The following is a 17,766-nucleotide window of genomic DNA, read 5'->3' as shown; positions in this document are numbered from 1 at the left end:
TATTATATGAAAAAAGGTAATATGAGGAGTGAATTTATTTTGTCAGAATATATTTCTTCCCAAGAAGATTGTGCGCCAGAAAGTAGCGTTCACATTGATTGTTTTGGCGCAGTTCCAAACTCGGGAAATGATAGCTCATTAGCAATTCAGCAAGCTATTGATTATTGTGTAGCGAATCGAATTTCGACGGTTAGAATTACAGGGGTAAATACGTACAAAATTGTAAAGCCGATTGTTATTAAATCAAACGTAAGATTAGAGTTAGATCCTACCGTAACGCTGCAAATTGATGGGGATTTTAATGCATTTGAGCTACAAAGTAACGCTTCGATAGTTGGTGGTACTATTCAAGTTATAAATTCGTTGTTTCAATCGGCTGTCATTTATGTTTCTGGTTCACAACAAATCGAAGTACCTAATCAATCTGTTATATCAAATATAAATATAATAAATACAACTCCATCGTATAAAGGAAAAGCTATACATTTTTATTGTCAAAAGGCATGGGATTATATTAGTTTCTTTCAAGTTAAATTTATTCAAATTAAAAACTTTCAAACTGCAATATATTTGAAAACAGAGTATATAGATGATATCAATACACCTTGCTGGATTAATGCCAATGTATTTCAATCAATATTTATTGATGGATGTGTGTATGGGATTGAAGTAGATGGAAATAGTGATTTGCCAAATGAAAGTTCAGGAAATACGTTTCATGATATTCAAGTGCAATGTAGACAACAAACGAAAAAAGCAATTCGTTGCTCAGGTGCGTATAATACATTTGATTGTATGATTTGGGATACGTACCGGATGAGTAGTGAACAAATTGTCATTGAATTTTCTTCTAATTCGCATCGTAACTACCTTTTTTCAAATTTACTTTCTACAACTATTGTAGATAAAGGACAATACAATGTTTGTAAGTCTACCTATGAAGAATCTCTTCGAATTCAGTTACCGATTACGTTAAATAAACCACATTTAATAGGGAATCAAGATGATATTTTAGTAAATGCTCAGCAGAAGTATACGATTAAGCAAGTAAGTGGGAAAGTGCCTTACGGGGGGAATCTCGCAAATTGCTTTAATTTAATAGATGAACAAAGTGTAAACTATATTGACGTTCCAGATAGTAATCCAGTTGTAATTGAACTGGATTTTACGAAAAAACCAATACAAATGTTAAATTGCTTTGGAATGTATTTTGGGTGGGGAGAGAGCCCAAAGAAAATTAAAATTGAATATGCATTAAGCGCAACTGGAAGTTGGGTTATCGCGTTGGATGTTCCATTAAATGTTGGCGATACAATTATATCGAATATGAAGGCGAGTCAGTTATATAAAGTTAGAATTACATTAAGTGGTTATTCTCAAGATCATAAGCGTTTTCGAATTAATCGTATTTTTGCAAGGTCTTCTATGGAAAATGGGAACGCTTGGTTAGCGACAACTGGCGGAAGAATGTTTGGAGATATTGAAATAGAGGCAAGTAAAGGTATAATCATGAAGACTGCTAGTGGAGTGAAATGGAAAGTTACTATTAATGAAGCTGGCCAACTTATTACGACTAAGATAACTTGAGATGTTGTTTAATTGTATATCCTTGGACGAGTTACAACGTAGTGGGATATAGGTAATGAAAAAGAGATTGTAATTTGGTTTCAACCAAACTACAATCTCTTTTTTGTTTCAATTACTTCCACCAAATCCAAGTCCAAAGGTAATTTCGTACATTTCGAGGAGTAATGCGAATGAAGCGTTCACCGTCAAAGAAGCAATTTAAATTTGGAAGTGTTTCATCTGGATTTTCTGGAACAAAAGTGACGATGTTTTCGTTACTTGTAACGGTTACTGTAATTGGTGGGTCGGTAGGCGAGACTTGAAGTTGTAACGAAATATTGGCCGTATTTTTAAATTCATTATTAACAGGTGGACTTATTACTTGTACTGTGAATAATACGATAATTGTTTCGTTTGGTTCCAAATTAGTGGCAACTAGGAAACCGATATTCGGATTCGCTAGTGGAGAGCGTTCACCGTTAATAAAGACAGTGCCGTTTATAAATTGTAAACCTGCTGGAATGGTATCTTGTAAAGAAATATTTGAGAGTGAAATTTTGGAAGTATTTGTAATACGTACCGTGTAATCAAAATATTGATTTAAATAAGCTGAGCTGACGGAAGCATTTTTCGTGACTGTTGCAGTTATAAATTGAATTGGTATACGAACAATATTTGAATTAACAATGAAAGTAATAATTGGATCCTGTGGTGTCAATTGAAAGGCAGCGGTAACTGTTGCAGAATTTATAATTGTACTGTTTGAAGGAATAGAAGTTACGAGCACTTGAAATGTTATAGTTGCTACTGAATCTGCAGGTAAAGAGCCGATATTAATACCAGTGTCTGGACGAACATTTGTAACGGGAGTACCGTTAATTGTTACGCTGTTTTCTATAAATGTTGTACCAGCTGGAATGCTGTCTATAACAGAAGTACTGATTGTCGGAATGGGGGAGTGATTAAATACCGCTAATGTAAATGTAATGATATCTCCTATAACGACAATAGATTTGTCAGCTGTTTTTTCAATGTCAACCATCGGATCAACGACTGTCGTTGTAACGGTATTTGTTTGCTTTGTAACTGTATTCATTTGCTTTGTAATCGTAATAGGTGGTTGGATTGGACCGACAATAGGCGTATAGGAAATAGTAGCATCGTTATTGATTGTAGATTGAAGAGTAGAAGAAGAAATTGTCACTTGGAATGTAATAATAACAGATTCATTTGGAGCAAGATTTCCTAACGTAATACCATTTTCCGGATTCGCATTAGGTTGATTGATTCCGTTAATCGTAACACTACCAATAACAAATGTCGTATCTGCTGGTGCTGTGTCTACTAAAAGAAGGTCTTCGATAATGATATTACCATTATTAGTAATCGTGATGGTATACGTTAAAGTTTGACCGGGTAAGGCACTTGTGAAATCAACAGCTTTTATCGCAATGACATTATCATTTTGGACAGTAGTTGTGACGGTGTTTGTTGTAGTCGTATTTGTAACAGGTGCGTTATTTGGGTTGACTATATAGTTAAAAGTAGTAATTGCGTTGTTGTTTAGTTCATTTGGTGTTGGAATAGAAGTCACAGTTACTTGGAATGAAACGATAGCATCTTCACCAATAGTTATAGTACCAATTGGTATGCCGCTTACTGGATTCACTCCTGGAAGAGTTTCTCCGTTTACAATGACGCTATTTTCTATAAACGTAGTACCTTGAGGAATAATATCTTGAATAATTACATCATTTACTGCAACATTACCGGTTTGATTTAGTGTAATCGTATACGTTAACGTATCACCAACCGTTGCAAATGCAAGGTCAACAGCTTTATTACTATTCAAATTTGCGTGATTAATTTCTGTTGCGGCAGCTGATGAAATAATAGTTTCGGTAATAGGTGGTCGATCTGGTAACGTGTATTCATATTCAATTGTACTCGTGTTAGAGATTGGATTTGTTTGTGGAATCGAAGTAACCCTTACTTGGAATAGAATAGTTGCTGTCGTATTAGGTGGAATGGTATCAATTTGTATACCGTTAAGAGGATTGTCATTTGGCCGAGCGTTGCCGTTCACGATAACACTATTCTCTATAAAGCTCGTATTTGCTGGGATAATATCTGTAACAATAATGTTTTCGACTTGTATATTTCCGTTATTTATGATGGAAATTGTATAAGGGATGATAGTTTGTAAGTCAGCATATTGGATAGGTGTTGTTTTTGTCGCAATTACATTAGCGGAAATAACTTCAGTGAAGGTAATATTGCTAGTCGATATTTGTTCTTCCACGTTAATTGTATAACGAGAAGTTGATTGATTTTGAACATGACCGCTAGCAGGAAGAGCTACGACGGTAACAGAAAATGTGACTGGGATAGAAATGTTAGGAGCAATCGTTCCTACAAGTATACCTACACTTGGATTGGCGTTAAGCTGAGGAATGTTATTTACTAAAACGCTACCGTCAATAAAGGTTGTTCCATCAGGTATATTGTCTGTAAATACAACAGCAGTGGCATCCGTATTCCCTGTATTCGTTAAAGTTGTTGTATAAGTTAAAATGTCACCAATCGTTACAGAGGTTAAATCAACGGTTTTAAGTGAAACGATATCAGCATCATTAATTTGAACGAAAGTAGTATTGGAAGTAGTAGATTTTTGAATTGGTGCAAAGTCAAGATTGAAAATAAAGTCGTAGACAATGTTTGCAGTATTAGGTGTTGGATTTACAGTAGGTAAATTCGTAACGGAAACTTGGAATGTTATTGTAGTCATTTGACCTGCTGCGACATTAGGAATGGAAAAGCCGATATTCGGATCTGCTGCAGGAAGTACAGTATTATTAACTATTACACTTCCTGGAATAAATACTGTTCCATCTGCTATAGTATCTGTAAAAAAGATGGAGTTAGTTGTAGCCGATCCATTATTTTGAATGAATACTGTATATTCAATGGTTTCATCAATAGTAGCTAATACAGTATTAGCAGATTTTGTAGCAATAAGAATAGCATCAATAAATTGTATGTTTGTAGCATTGGAAGAGGTCGTTTCTGAAATTGGTGGTGTGCTTGGGTCTGGTCGATACTCATAGTGAATGACGGCGATATTATTAATGTTATTTTGTGGCGGTATAGAAACTACGCTTACTTGGAACGTAACAATAATCGTATTATTTGGAAGAATTATATCAAGATTGATACCGGTAATTGGATTTTCGTTAGGTCTTGGTACGCCATCTACAAGAATGCTATTTGGAACGAATGTGGTGCCAGAAGCAATTACGTCAAGTAGGAGAGTATTTGTAATAGGTATGGTACCGGCGTTTGTAACTGCGACTGTATATGTGATGATTTGACCGATACGTGTAATGGATCTGTTAGCGGATTTAATTGCACTAACATTTGCCGTTCGCACTTCAGTATTTACTGCATTTGATAACGATCTACGCTGAATAATTGGAGAACTAGGGTCAATTTGGTATTCGTACGAAGCGTCTGAAATATTAATGACTGTATTGCCCTCTGATATATTTGTAAGTTGTACTTGGAATGAAATAGTGACTGTTTCATTTGGTTGTATCGTGCCGAGAGTTACTCCGTTTTCAGGATTCACGCCAGGCTGAATTACATTATTTATTGCTAAGCTATCTTCAATGAATATAGTACCTTCTGGAATGTTATCAATGAACACGATATTGTTAGCCGGAACGGTTCCTATATTTTGAAGTGTATTTGTGTAGGTAATCATTTGCCCGATTGATACGAAATTTACATCCGCACTTTTAACAGATATAATATTTGCATTTTGAAGTGATGTTGTAACAATGTTAGAATTTGCAGAGCGATTTACTGGTGGGGCTGTAGGAATACTTACATATTGGTAAGTTGCTAAAGATTGATTTACAATTTCAGTTTCATTCGGTGGATTATTTGTTTGCACTTGAAATAGTATCGTTTTGGAACTGTTTGCTGGAATTGTTCCAATCGGTATACCGTTTTCAGGATTTACATCTGGCTGAAGGACACCGTTAATTGTGACACTATCGGGAACGAATGTAGTCCCAGCTGGGATAGAATCTGTGAAATTAATATTTATTGCGTCAACATTACCGATATTTTTCACTTCAGAAATATAAAGTATAGTTCCACCGATATCTACAGTTGTTGGATTGGATGTTTTTGTAATTGTCAATTGTGCTTGCACGAAATTTGTAATGACGATATTACTAGTAGATGTTTCAGTAATAGGTGGTTGCCCTGGGTCTGGTTGGAGTGTATATGTTGTATTGGATTGATTTGTAATCGATTCTTGCGAGAATGAATCGTTAATAAGAATTTGGAACGAAATAAGGTGAGTAGCATTTGCTGCTAAGGTAGGTAAAGTAACACCTACATTTGGATTGGCATCAAGTATAGTTGTTCCGTTAAGTGTAAAACTATTTTCTACGAATGTAGTATCTTGGGGGATCGTATCTGAAAATATGAGATTCGTAGCTGGAATATTTCCGGTATTTTCTAGTGTTATTGTGTAAGTCAAAATATCACCTGTTGTTGCTTGCGGTGCATTGACTGCTTTTAAAGAAAGGATAGTCGCATCCGAAATTTGTGTGAAAGCAGGATTAGACGTAATTGTTCGAGAGATGATAGGAGCAGTTGGATCGGCGATAAAAGTATAGTCAATACGGGCTGTATTAGAAATTGGGTTTACGCTTGGAATAGATTGAACGATAACCTGGAATGTTACAGTGACGATTTCTGACGGTGTGATGGAGTTTAATGGTATTCCTACGTTAGGATCAGCATCTGGAACGGAAACGCTATTAATAGTTACGCTATTCGGAATAAAGGCAGTTCCTTCGGGGACCAAATCTGTTAAAGTAACTGTATTTGCAGTAGTATTTCCGTTATTTTGAACGACTACTGTGTAAGTGATTGTACCGTCAGTAGATTGTACGAGAGAATCTGTACTTTTAATTACGGATAACGATGCATCAACAACAGCTGTATTAACCGTATTAGACGAGGATGTTGCTGTAACAGGAGGTTGACTTGGATCGACAATATACGTGTAACTTGTAAGTGCTTGATTTATAATTGCTCCTTGTGGTGGAATAGAACTTGCAAGAAATTGGAACGTAATAGTAGCGGAATCACCTGGTGCGATAATACCAACGGGAATACCGAGAGTTGGACTTGCATCTGGAAGTGAAATCCCGTTGAGCGTAACACTATTTGGAACAAATAATGCTCCTTCAGGAACTCCATTAATGAGTAATACAGAGTTTGCAGGGAAGTTTCCAGTATTCGTTAATGTTGCTGTATACGTAATTATATCCCCGATAGACACAATTGAACGATTTGCTTGTAAAACAGTTGTAACAGTCGCGTTATTAATTTGTGTAGAAGCGCTATTAGAATTTATCGTGCCTGTAACAGGAGGAGAGGCCGGATCAACGATGAATGTGTATTGAATAGATGCTACGTTTGTAATCGGATTTGAAGGTGGAGTTGATGTAACTATGACTTGGAAAGTAACGGTTAAGGAACTATCCGAGCTAATTGTTCCGATATTCACTCCGTTATTTGGATTTGCACCTGGAATGGTACTTCCATTTACAGCAAAACTATTTTCAACAAAGGTTGTTCCTGCTGGAACTGGGTCTGAGAAATTTATATTCGTAGCGTTTGTATTGCCGCTATTTTGAATCAAAACTGTATAAGTGATCGTATCTCCAATATTTGCAAAGGCTGTATTAGCAGTTTTTACAGCTGAAAGTATTGCTGTATTAATAGAAGTAACGAAGACATTCGTTTCCACATTGCCAGGTTGAGCCAGTAATGCATTGCCTACGTTATATTGGAAGTTAACAAATCCTAAGTTTTGGAGTTCAGGTGTGAACGTTGTTGGATTACTTACGATTTGTACTTGGAATATGATTGTAACAGTTTGATTTGGATTGATTGTATTTATGCCAACACCGTTAATAATCGAAGCGGATGGTAATGGAGTGCCATCAACAATAACTGATCCTGCAACAAATTGTGTCCACGATGGTAAAGGGTCTGAGAATATAGCGTTGTTAGCAGGAATATTGCCTGTGTTCGTAATAGTCGTTGTATACGTAATCGTATCACCAATCGTTGCAAAAGTTTTATCTCCTATTTTAATAGTATTTAAAATAGCACTTTCAATTTTTGTTGTAACGTTGTTAGAAATAATATTTTTTGAAACTGGGGGATTAGCTGGATTAACGATATGTTGAAAGCTAACGCTAGCTTGATTAGTAATTGGATTTATAGGCGGAATTTCATTGGCGATAATGTTAAATGCTACGATGACAGATTCGTTTGGCGCGATATCACCGATTGGAACGCCTGTAATGATATCTGCATTTGGGATGCTAGTTCCGTTCAGTGTAAAGCTATTCGGTTCAAAGGAAGTTCCGTCTGGAATAAGGTCGGTAAAAATAACATTCGTTGCACTTACATTTCCGCTATTTGTAATTGTAACGGTGTAGGTAATATCCTGCCCGATATCTACCGTAGATACATTTGAATTTTTTTGTGCAGTAAGGATAGCGCTATTAATTTGTGTTGTCGTTGTATTAGATTGATTGGAAGTTGTAATAAGTGGCTGGCTAGGATCAACGACATAATGATATGTGGTAGAAGCAGAGTTAGAAATGGGATTAAGTGTTGGAAGTGTAATAACAGTTGCTTGGAATGTAACGATTGCCGTATTACCACCATTAATGGAACCAATATTTACACCAGTTGATAAATCGGCGTTTGGAATGGTTTGCCCATTAGCTGTGAAACTATTTGGAACGAAACTTAAATTGCTATCAAGAATATCGATAATAGTTACATCAGTTGCGGTCACATTTCCGGTATTAGGAAGGTTAAGTGTAAATGTTATTGTATTACCAACATCCGCAAAAGTAAGATCTGCTGTTTTGGTGCTAATAATAGTTGCGTTGTTTATTTGAAGGAGTGTAGTGTTGGAAGTAGCTGCACTTGAAACGGGAGGATTAACAGGATCAACAGTAAATTCATACGTCGTTGATACTGTATTTGGTGCTGGGTTACTAAGGGGAATATTGTTTACTGTAACTTGAAAGACGATACTATATATTTCATTTGGTGGAAGTGTTGCAAGTAATACACCTGTATTTGGATCCGCGTTAGGTTGTAAAACGCCATCGATAGTTAATGTGTTAGGAACAAATGTGAGTCCACTTGGTAATGCATCTGTGAATACAATATTAGTTGCATCGGTATTGCCTACATTGGTAATAGAAGTAGTATAAAAAGCAGTTTGCCCGATATCTGCAAAGGATACACTTTCATTTTTCGTCATAGACAATATTGCTTCGTTAATTTGGGTTGAAACAGGATTACTAATTGAAGTTTCTGCATCAGGCGGTGAGACTAATTGATACGATGTTGATGAGAAATTTACAATTGGGTTTTGGGTTGGTAATGATGTTACAGTAACTTGGAACGAAACTGTTACTGTAGTCCCGGCTGTTATTGTCCCAATATTCACACCGTTCGATGGATCCGCCCCACTTTGAGGAACTCCATTAATAGAAAATGTGTTTGCAATAAATGTAGTGACGCTTGGCACTGTATCTGTAAATATAACATTTTGTGCAGATGAGTTTCCATTGTTTGTTAAAACGACAGTATAAGTGAGTATGTCTCCAATACGACTAAAGGATTTATCGACTTGTTTTAATGAAAGAATGTTAGCTGTATTAATCGTAGTAAACACTGTGTTTGAAGTAACGTTTCTTGAAACAATCGGTGCATTTGGATCAGCGATAAATGTGTAAGAAGCAGTAGCGGAATTGGCTACAGGATTTTGGTTTGGTGTAGAAGTAGCAGTAACTTGAAATGCGATAGATATTGAGTTGTTAGGAGCAATTGATCCGATTGTTATACCTGTATTAGGATCGAGTTCGATGTGTGTACTGCCATTGATTGTGACACTATTCGGAATGAACGTTGTGCCGTCTGGAATAAGATCAGTGAAAGTAATATTCGTTGCATTTGTATTGCCATTATTCGTTAGAATGGTTGTATAGGTAATGGTATCACCTAGTGTTACAATTGTTTGATCGACCGATTTTACCATCGTTATCATAGCATCTAGTACCGGGTTTGTAACAATATTCGTTGAAGTAGAAGTTGTAATAGGAGTTCCGTTTGGATCGACAGTATAAGAATATAAAATTGTGTCATTACCCATAATCGAACTTGAAGGGGGAACAGAAAGAACATTTGCTTGGAAAGTAACGGTTACTGTTTCACCAGGAGCGATATTTGGTATAGTTACTCCAAGTGCTGGTTGCGCACCAGATTGCTGAACCCCATTTATTTTGACTGAGTTTGGTATAAAGGTAGTGTTAGCTGGAATTGCGCTCGTGAACGTTATATTCGTTGCAGTCGTATTTCCTGTATTTGTAATAGTTGTTGTATACGTAATCGTATCTCCAACAGAAATGATAGATTTATCAACGCTTTTTTGGGTCGTTAATATTGCACTATTAATTGTTGTCGAAACAGCATTAGATACGTTCGTTTGTGTTACGGCAGGTTGGCTAGGATCAACTACATGTGCAAATTGTACAGAACTAAAATTAGAAATTGGATTTATACTTGGAATGTTTGTAACAAGTACGTTGAGAGTAATCACGGCCGTTCCATTTGGGTTTATATTTCCAATCTGAATCCCGTTAGATGGATTTCCGATTTGCTGTGTACCAGAATCGTTTGTAAGAGTGCCAGATATGAATGTCGTCCCATCAGGTAAAGTATCCGTGAAAATTATATTTTGTGAAGTGACATTTCCAGGGTTACTTAATGTAATTGTATAAGAAATTGTATCACCAATCGTTGCGAAAGTTTTATCTACAGATTTGATTGCCACAATTTCCCCAGAATTTATTTGTGTCGAAACAGAATTAGATGTCGTATTTCGTGAAACAAGTGGTAAATTAGGTCCCATAAATTTATAATCAATAGAAGCGCCGTTTACAACCGGTGAGTTTGGTCCGCCTGGTCCAATTGTGAAAATTGGATTTGGAATGCTAACTACTTGCACACGGAAGGTAACATTTATAAAATCTCCTGCAATAATATCTCCAATTGGTATCCCGTTAGCTGGATTTACTCCAGGTAATAAAACTCCGCCTACTCGAACGCTATCTTCTATAAATACTGTGTTATTTGGAATCGGATCTGTAAAAATGATATTCGTAGCAGTTGTGTTTCCTACATTTTCTAATAAAACTGTATACGTTAAAAATGAATTTCCAGGTGCTATGTCAGAAAATAGCCGATCCACACTTTTCGTTGCTTGAATAATCGCTTCGTTAATTTGAACTAAAGTTGGATTACTTGTAGCTGTTTCTGTCACCGGCGGCTGGGTAGGATCAACAATGATCGAGTATGTCGTGCTAGACTGGTTCAAAGTTGGATTTGTAACTGGTATTGAGCCAACGATAGCTTGAAAGCTAATTGTTGTCGTTCCTCCAACTGGAATTGAGTCTAAAGAAATCCCGCTATCTGGTCTAAATCCAAGTTGTGGGATGGTATTAATTTGTACGCTATCAGGAACGAATGAAAGTTCAGGTGGTAATATATCGATAAAAACAGGTGTGTTTGCGGCAGTATTTCCGCTATTGGTGAGGGTAGTTGTATACGTAATTGTATCTCCAACAGCAGCAAAAGCACTGCTTGCAGTTTTTGTTGCGATAACAGAAGCAGTATTTACTTGTGTAAAGGTTTTATTAGATTGAACTGTTCGTGAAACTGGCGGTTCATTTATATCTACAATAAAGCTATATTGAAGCGATGATTTATTCGGGATTGGATTAGGGTTTGGAAGTGTTGTAATGTTTACTTGAAAACTGAGTGTAGCAGATGCATTTGAATTTAAGTTACCAATATTGATACCGTTTTGTGGATTTGCATTCGGAACGGTTACACCATTTATCTTAAAGCTATTTGGGATAAAGGTAGTACCGTTTGGAATTGTATCAGTAAAAATAATGTTGTTCGCAGTAGTATTTCCGTTGTTTGTAACAGCTGAAGTGAATGTAATTGTATCACCAATTGTAGCGAAAGTTGTACTAGCGCTTTTATTTATTACTAAAGTAGCGTCAATAATTGGTGTAACTGTTGTATTTGTTACAGTGCTACCAACAGCAGGAGATTGGTTTGGATTTACGGTATATTCATAATTTACAAGAGCATTATTTGTTAATGTGCCACTAGGTGGTATCGCTAAAATTTGTGCTTGAAAAGTAATGAATACAGTATCTCCTGGCGAAATATCTGCCAAGTGAACACCAAGTGATGGATCTAATCCTGGTTGTGGAACATTATTGATCGTTACGGAGTTTTGGATAAATGAAGCTCCTGCGCCAAGCCCATCTGTTAAAACAGTTGCACTAGCAGGGATATTACCTGTATTTGTTACTGCAATCGTATAAGTAACAATATCACCAATTGCAGCTGTCGGTGTATTCACAGACTTAGTAGCGACAATAGTAGCGTTATTAATTTGAGTTGTTATTACGTTACTTAACGTATTGGCGGATGCTGGAGGTAAGTTAGGATCTACGACATACTGGTACGTTGTATTATTTTGGTTCGGGATTGGATTTGGATTCGGGATAGAATTTACTTGTACTTGGAATGAGATGATTGTATATGCATTCGGATTTATTGGGTCGATTGCAATTCCGCTTGCTGGATTGACATTAGGCAGTGTATTCCCATTTACAGTAACACTATTAGGAATAAACGATGTTCCGTTTGGAATTACATCTGTAAATATTACATTTGATGCAAGTGTGTTCCCGTTATTCGTTAAAGTAGTCGTGTACGTAATAATATCATTTACGTTAGCAAACTGTTTATCTGCAGATTTAGTAGCGGCAATTGAGGCGTTATTAATAGTTGTCTGTACAGTGTTAGAAGCAACCATCTGCATCACAGCAGGTTTGGATGGATCATACGTATATTGGAATGTTGTGCTTGATTGATTTGTAATTGGGTTTACAGCAGGGATAGTTGGTACAAAAACTTGAAATGCAACGGTGCGTGATGAATTCGCTCCTATCGTACCAATTGAAATGCCAGTGGCAGGATTTGCGTTAGCTACAGGGACATTATTAATCGTTACAGTATTAGGAATGAAGAGGGTACCCGCTGGAATGATATCTGTAAACGTTACATTAGCAGCAGAGATATTCCCGTTATTTGTTAAAATAGTTGCATATAGTATGACATCACCAACATCAGCGAAGTTTGTGCTTGTGAGTTTTGTAGCAACGATGTTAGCAGTATTAATTTGTGTAGTTACTATATTGCTAGCAGTGTTTCTAACGAGAGCAGGTAAGTTTGGATCAGCGATAAAGCTATATTGAAGTGAAGCGCTGTTTTGAATTGGGTTTGGTGAAGGTAGCCCATTTGCACTTATTTGAAAAACAATCGTTGTAAAACCACCTGAAGGAATGGAGCCGACTTGAAGACCGGTACTAGGGTCTGCACTTTGTTGTAAAGTACCACCTATAAAAATACTATTTGGTACGATAGTGGAGCCATTAGGGATTATATCGGTAACAATAACATTATTTGCTGTAGTATTGCCAAGATTAGCTAAAGAAATTGTATATGTGATTGGTTGCCCGACATCGGCGATAGTTAAATCTACTTCTTTGACAATCACTACATTTGCTAAATTAATTTGTGTACTTACAGTATTACTTACAGATGTTTCTATAGTTGGTGGATCGCCCGGATTTAGAATAAAGCTATACTGTGTACTAGATGAATTTAATGTTGGGTTTTGTGTTGGTAAAGAGGTGACGGTTACTTGATAAGAGACAGTAAGTGAGCCATTAGCAGCAATGGAAGGTAGTGGAACACCTATATTTGGATCTGCGTTATTTTGGAGTACACCATTAATAAGAAAAGTGTTTGGGATAAAGGTAGTACCGTCTGGATTCGTATCTACGAAAGTAGGACTATCAGCAGAAACACTTCCTGCATTCGTCAAAGTAACAGTATAAGTTAATATATCCCCTACGGTAGCGAACGCTCGGTCCACTGTTTTGGCTGAAATGACATTTGCATCGTTTACTTGAGTAAATGTAGTAGTTGAAGTAGTGTTCTTACTTACAGGTGAAGCGTTTGGATCAACGATAAAGTTATAGGAGATGGAAGCGCTATTTGAAATAGGGTTTGGATTTGGAATGCTAGTTATTACTACTTGGAATGAAGCTGTAATTGTAGTATTAGCATTGATGCTACCAATATTGATGCTAGCTGGTGTAACGCCTGGCTGAGTAACACTGTTAACTATAACGCTGTTTGGGACAAAGGCGGTTCCATTCGCAATTGAATCAGATAGTAATACATTGTTTGCTGCAACATTCCCATCGTTCGTAAGAGCGAAGGTGTAAGTTAATACATCGCCAACTTCCGCAAACGTTTTATCTACAGATTTATTAGCACGGAGATTTGCTAGTCTAATTGTTGATGTAACAGAATTAGAATTTGCTGTTTTTGAAGTCGGTGGCAAACTTGGATTTACAGTATATAGATAAGAAGCGAAGGCGTTATTAATGATAGGATTTTGGGTCGTAATATTGATGACTGTTACTTGGAAAGAAAGGGTAACAGTAGCCCCACCAGGAATTGTGCCGATAGGTAAAGCAACGAGAGAATCTACATTTTGTAAAACTCCGTTTAGTGTTACAGTACCAGGAGTCAATATCGTTCCGTTTGGAAGTGGATCTGTTAGTTGCACGTTATTAGCGGCTGTATTTCCACTGTTTGTAATAAGGATTGTATAACTTATTGTTTCGCCAATTGTAGCAAATTGTTTATTTGTTGATTTTGTTAATGTTACATTCGCATTGTTAATTTGAGTGGAAACGAGATTCGAAGAAATATTTTTTGTAACAGGTGATTGGCTAGGATTGACAGTGTATTGATAAGAAGCGCTTGATCCGTTAGATACGACATTTGACGTGGGTATTGTGTTTACTACTACTTGAAATGCAACATTTTTTGTTGTGCCGCTTGTTATGGATCCAATGTTCACGCCGGTAGCGGGATTTGCACCCACTTGTGTCGTGCCATCTATTGTTAAACTGTTTAGAACGAAAGTTGTTCCAGTAGGGATGACATCTGTAAAAATAACATTGTTCGCATTTGTATTACCTGTACCTGTAAAGGAAACGGTGTACGTTAGTGTATCACCAATATCTGCAAAATTTTTATCTACTGCTTTCGTCATTGTTACAGTAGCATTATTCACTTGAGTGGAGACAATATTTGTCGTATCAGTCCCACTTACTGCTGGTTGATTAGGTACAGGAATGTATTGATATGTTGTTGTTCCACTATTTAATATTGGGTTTGTTTGAGGGATAGAAGGAACGAGCACTTGGAATGAAATAGTAGTAGTGGAATTTGCGGCAATTGAACCAATTGTTATACCATTAGCGGGATTTGCGCCAGCTTGAGTAACTCCGTTCACAGTTACACTCCCTGGAATGAAAGTAGTCCCGCTAGGAATCGGATCCGTATATATCACATTCGTTGCAGCGATATTTCCTATATTAGCTAAGGCAATACTGTAAGTTAATGTTTCACCAATATCGGTAAAAAGTTTGTTAACTGATTTTGTTCCATTAATATCTGCAAGGTTAATTTGTGTTCCAGCAGAGTTACTTGTTGCAAGACCATTAAAAGTTGTTCCTCCGGCGATTGGTGTATATTGAAATGTAATATTAGCAGTGTTAGAGATAGGATTTTGACTTGGAAGAGAAACGACAGTAGCTTGGAAAGTTACTATACGAGAAGCACCATTATTAATTGTTCCAAGAGATATACCAGCCGCAGGATTTGCATTTGTTTGTGGTACGTTATCTACTGTTACAGTGCCGGGTATAAAAGAAGTACCATTAGGGAGACTATCTATAAAAATAGCGTTATTGGCAGGAAGAAGCCCGGTGTTAGGGATAGTAACTGTATAAGTGAGAATATCTCCAATTGCAGCAACACTTTTATTTACGCTTTTCGTTGCTTGTATATTTGGGGAGTTTATATTAATTTGTAAGCCGACTGTATTTAACATATATGCATCTCCGTTAGTAGTTAAACGGATTGCAGCGGATACTTGTGAGTTTGTTAAATAAGGAGAAATATCAATAGAAGTAATATCCCAGCCCTGTCTTCCTGCGGAAATGTTTGTACCTGTAGAAGCACTTTGATTTCGCGTTCCAAATGTCCCAGTTGTATCTAAGTTTCCTGCAGCATTATTAACTTGAGAACCGAAGAAATTATTTATGGCATTATTTGGTCCAGATAAAGCATTTAATGAACTGAAATTTGGTCCAAATAAAGCTTGATCCCCGGTTAAATCTGCATCTCCTTCGGTAGAACTTAAAAATAATCTCCCACTTACTGGTCCTCCTGAAGGTGTTAAAAATCCAGAAACAAATACATCGGCACTACCAGTTTCTGCAGAAACACGGTTACCAGCTACATAAATGGTTAAGTTTCTTGCTGGCAATGTCCCGTTTTGATAAGCGACGATAAGCGTCCATCCAGCCGAATTAATTGTTCCATTAGAAGCATCTATAGGATCTACAAGTCCAGGAACCGCTCCTGTAGTATAGGAACCAGCACCTCCCGCTTGAATAAGAGTTGTTACGTCTGCTGAACGAGTGTAAAAGCCAAATGTAATAGAGTTTGAAACGAAAGTTTGATTTGAAGCCGTAACAGCTGAAGGAGTAATCGAGTATGTTGAAACAGGTGTTGTAAAAGAAACTGGGTTTCCTAATACACTCGTAATGTTTTGATCACGAGATAAATAGTTTCCACCCCAAACGAGTTCTGCGTAAAGAATAGTACTACCAGCAGGGATATTTAAAATAGCGGTAGAACTATTTTGTGTATAGTTTAATGTTGTACCAGCAGGAAAAGTAGTTACTTGTAAAGCAGTATTCGTAGTTGCGAATGCACCAATTGCCCCGATTGTACCAGCACGGTTTTGATTGCTGATTTTACTTAAGCCTAAAGTATTACCTGTAATAGCGAGTGCGCCGTTAGTGGTGGTAGAAAATCGATTCGTAATGGGCATGTTGTCACCTCATTTACAATATAGTCTTGGTCAAAATAACATATGTGTGTGACAAATAAAGGGAAACATGTACAAGTTGATTTCGTAATAATGATTTAAATGTCTAGATAAGGGGATGGAGTATGATTGAATTGGAAATTAGAGTGGAGCGTCTTCGGAAAGAACAAATAAGCGACATTGTAGCGCTATCTTCTTATATTGGTTGGGATTATAACAGAGAAGAAATTGAGACTATTTTTAACGCAGGGATTGTATACGGTGTTTGGAATGAGAAAGAGGAACTAATTGCTAGCGCAGCAATAATATTATATGGGGAGAAATTAGCATCTATCGGAATGGTGATTGTACATCCAGATTATAAGGGGAGAGGGATTGGAAAGATAATAACGGAAGCGTGCGTTAAAAGCGTATCAGCTCATACTCCAATTATGCTTATTGCTACGGATGAAGGGAAACCTTTATATGAAAAGTTAGGATTTAGGGCAGTAAGTTATGTTTCTAAATACATATGTAACTCATACAATGCGAAACATTATTGTGTAAGAAATGAAGATTATGTGATGAATTATGAAGAGGGTGATTTAGAAAAAATAATAAAAATAGATGAATATGCGTTTGGAACAAATAGAAAAGAGTTTTTAAAGAAAAGAATTATGCAAAGTGAACAGTGTATCGTTGTAAAGGACAAGGAACAAAATGTATTAGGTTACGGTTTAAGCATACAAACACCAGAAAATAAGATAATAGGGCCGGTTGTTGCTAAAAATGATGAGATGGCAATGAGAATTGTACATGATTTAGCAAAAGGGCATAATGGTAAATTAAGAATTGATGTACTAGAAGGAAAGAAAGATTTCATGAAAGTATTAGAGATTGCTGGTTTTAAAAAGGTGAATACACCACCAATTATGATGAAAAATAGCGATCAATTATTAAAAAGGAATAATGAGTTATATAGCATTGCAGCACAAATTTTTGGGTGAAAAAGAATCCTTCTGAATGAAGGATTCTTTTTC

The 17,766-nt window shown here is 36.6% G+C and carries 3 protein-coding genes; 2 read left to right on the top strand and 1 reads right to left on the bottom strand.

The window, feature by feature from the left end; all coding sequences use genetic code 11:
* Window positions 1-39 precede the first annotated feature (39 nt).
* Window positions 40-1,587 (top strand): hypothetical protein, encoded by a 1,548-nt coding sequence (locus ACTFR3_RS08635; RefSeq protein ID WP_000006060.1) that lies wholly within the window; start codon window positions 40-42, stop codon window positions 1,585-1,587.
* A 112-nt stretch (window positions 1,588-1,699) separates the two neighbouring features.
* Here the strand turns inward: ACTFR3_RS08635 and ACTFR3_RS08630 are convergent, their stop codons facing one another.
* The gene (locus ACTFR3_RS08630; RefSeq protein WP_440044355.1) at window positions 1,700-16,750 is read right to left on the bottom strand and encodes a DUF7507 domain-containing protein; all 15,051 of its coding nucleotides are present in this window, start codon (window positions 16,748-16,750) and stop codon (window positions 1,700-1,702) included.
* A gap of 122 nt (window positions 16,751-16,872) precedes the next feature.
* Here ACTFR3_RS08630 and ACTFR3_RS08625 point away from each other — a divergent pair, with 122 nt between their 5' ends.
* Entirely contained in the window at window positions 16,873-17,733 is an 861-nt protein-coding gene (locus tag ACTFR3_RS08625) for a GNAT family N-acetyltransferase (RefSeq protein ID WP_074554079.1), read from the top strand.
* The last annotated feature ends 33 nt before the right edge of the window (window positions 17,734-17,766 follow it).

This window comes from Bacillus cereus group sp. MYBK14-1 (assembly GCF_051916885.1).
GTDB classification, from domain to species: Bacteria; Bacillota; Bacilli; order Bacillales; family Bacillaceae_G; genus Bacillus_A; species Bacillus_A cereus.
Note: the sequence above shows the minus strand (reverse complement) of the source record. Positions and strands in the feature narration are given on the sequence as shown.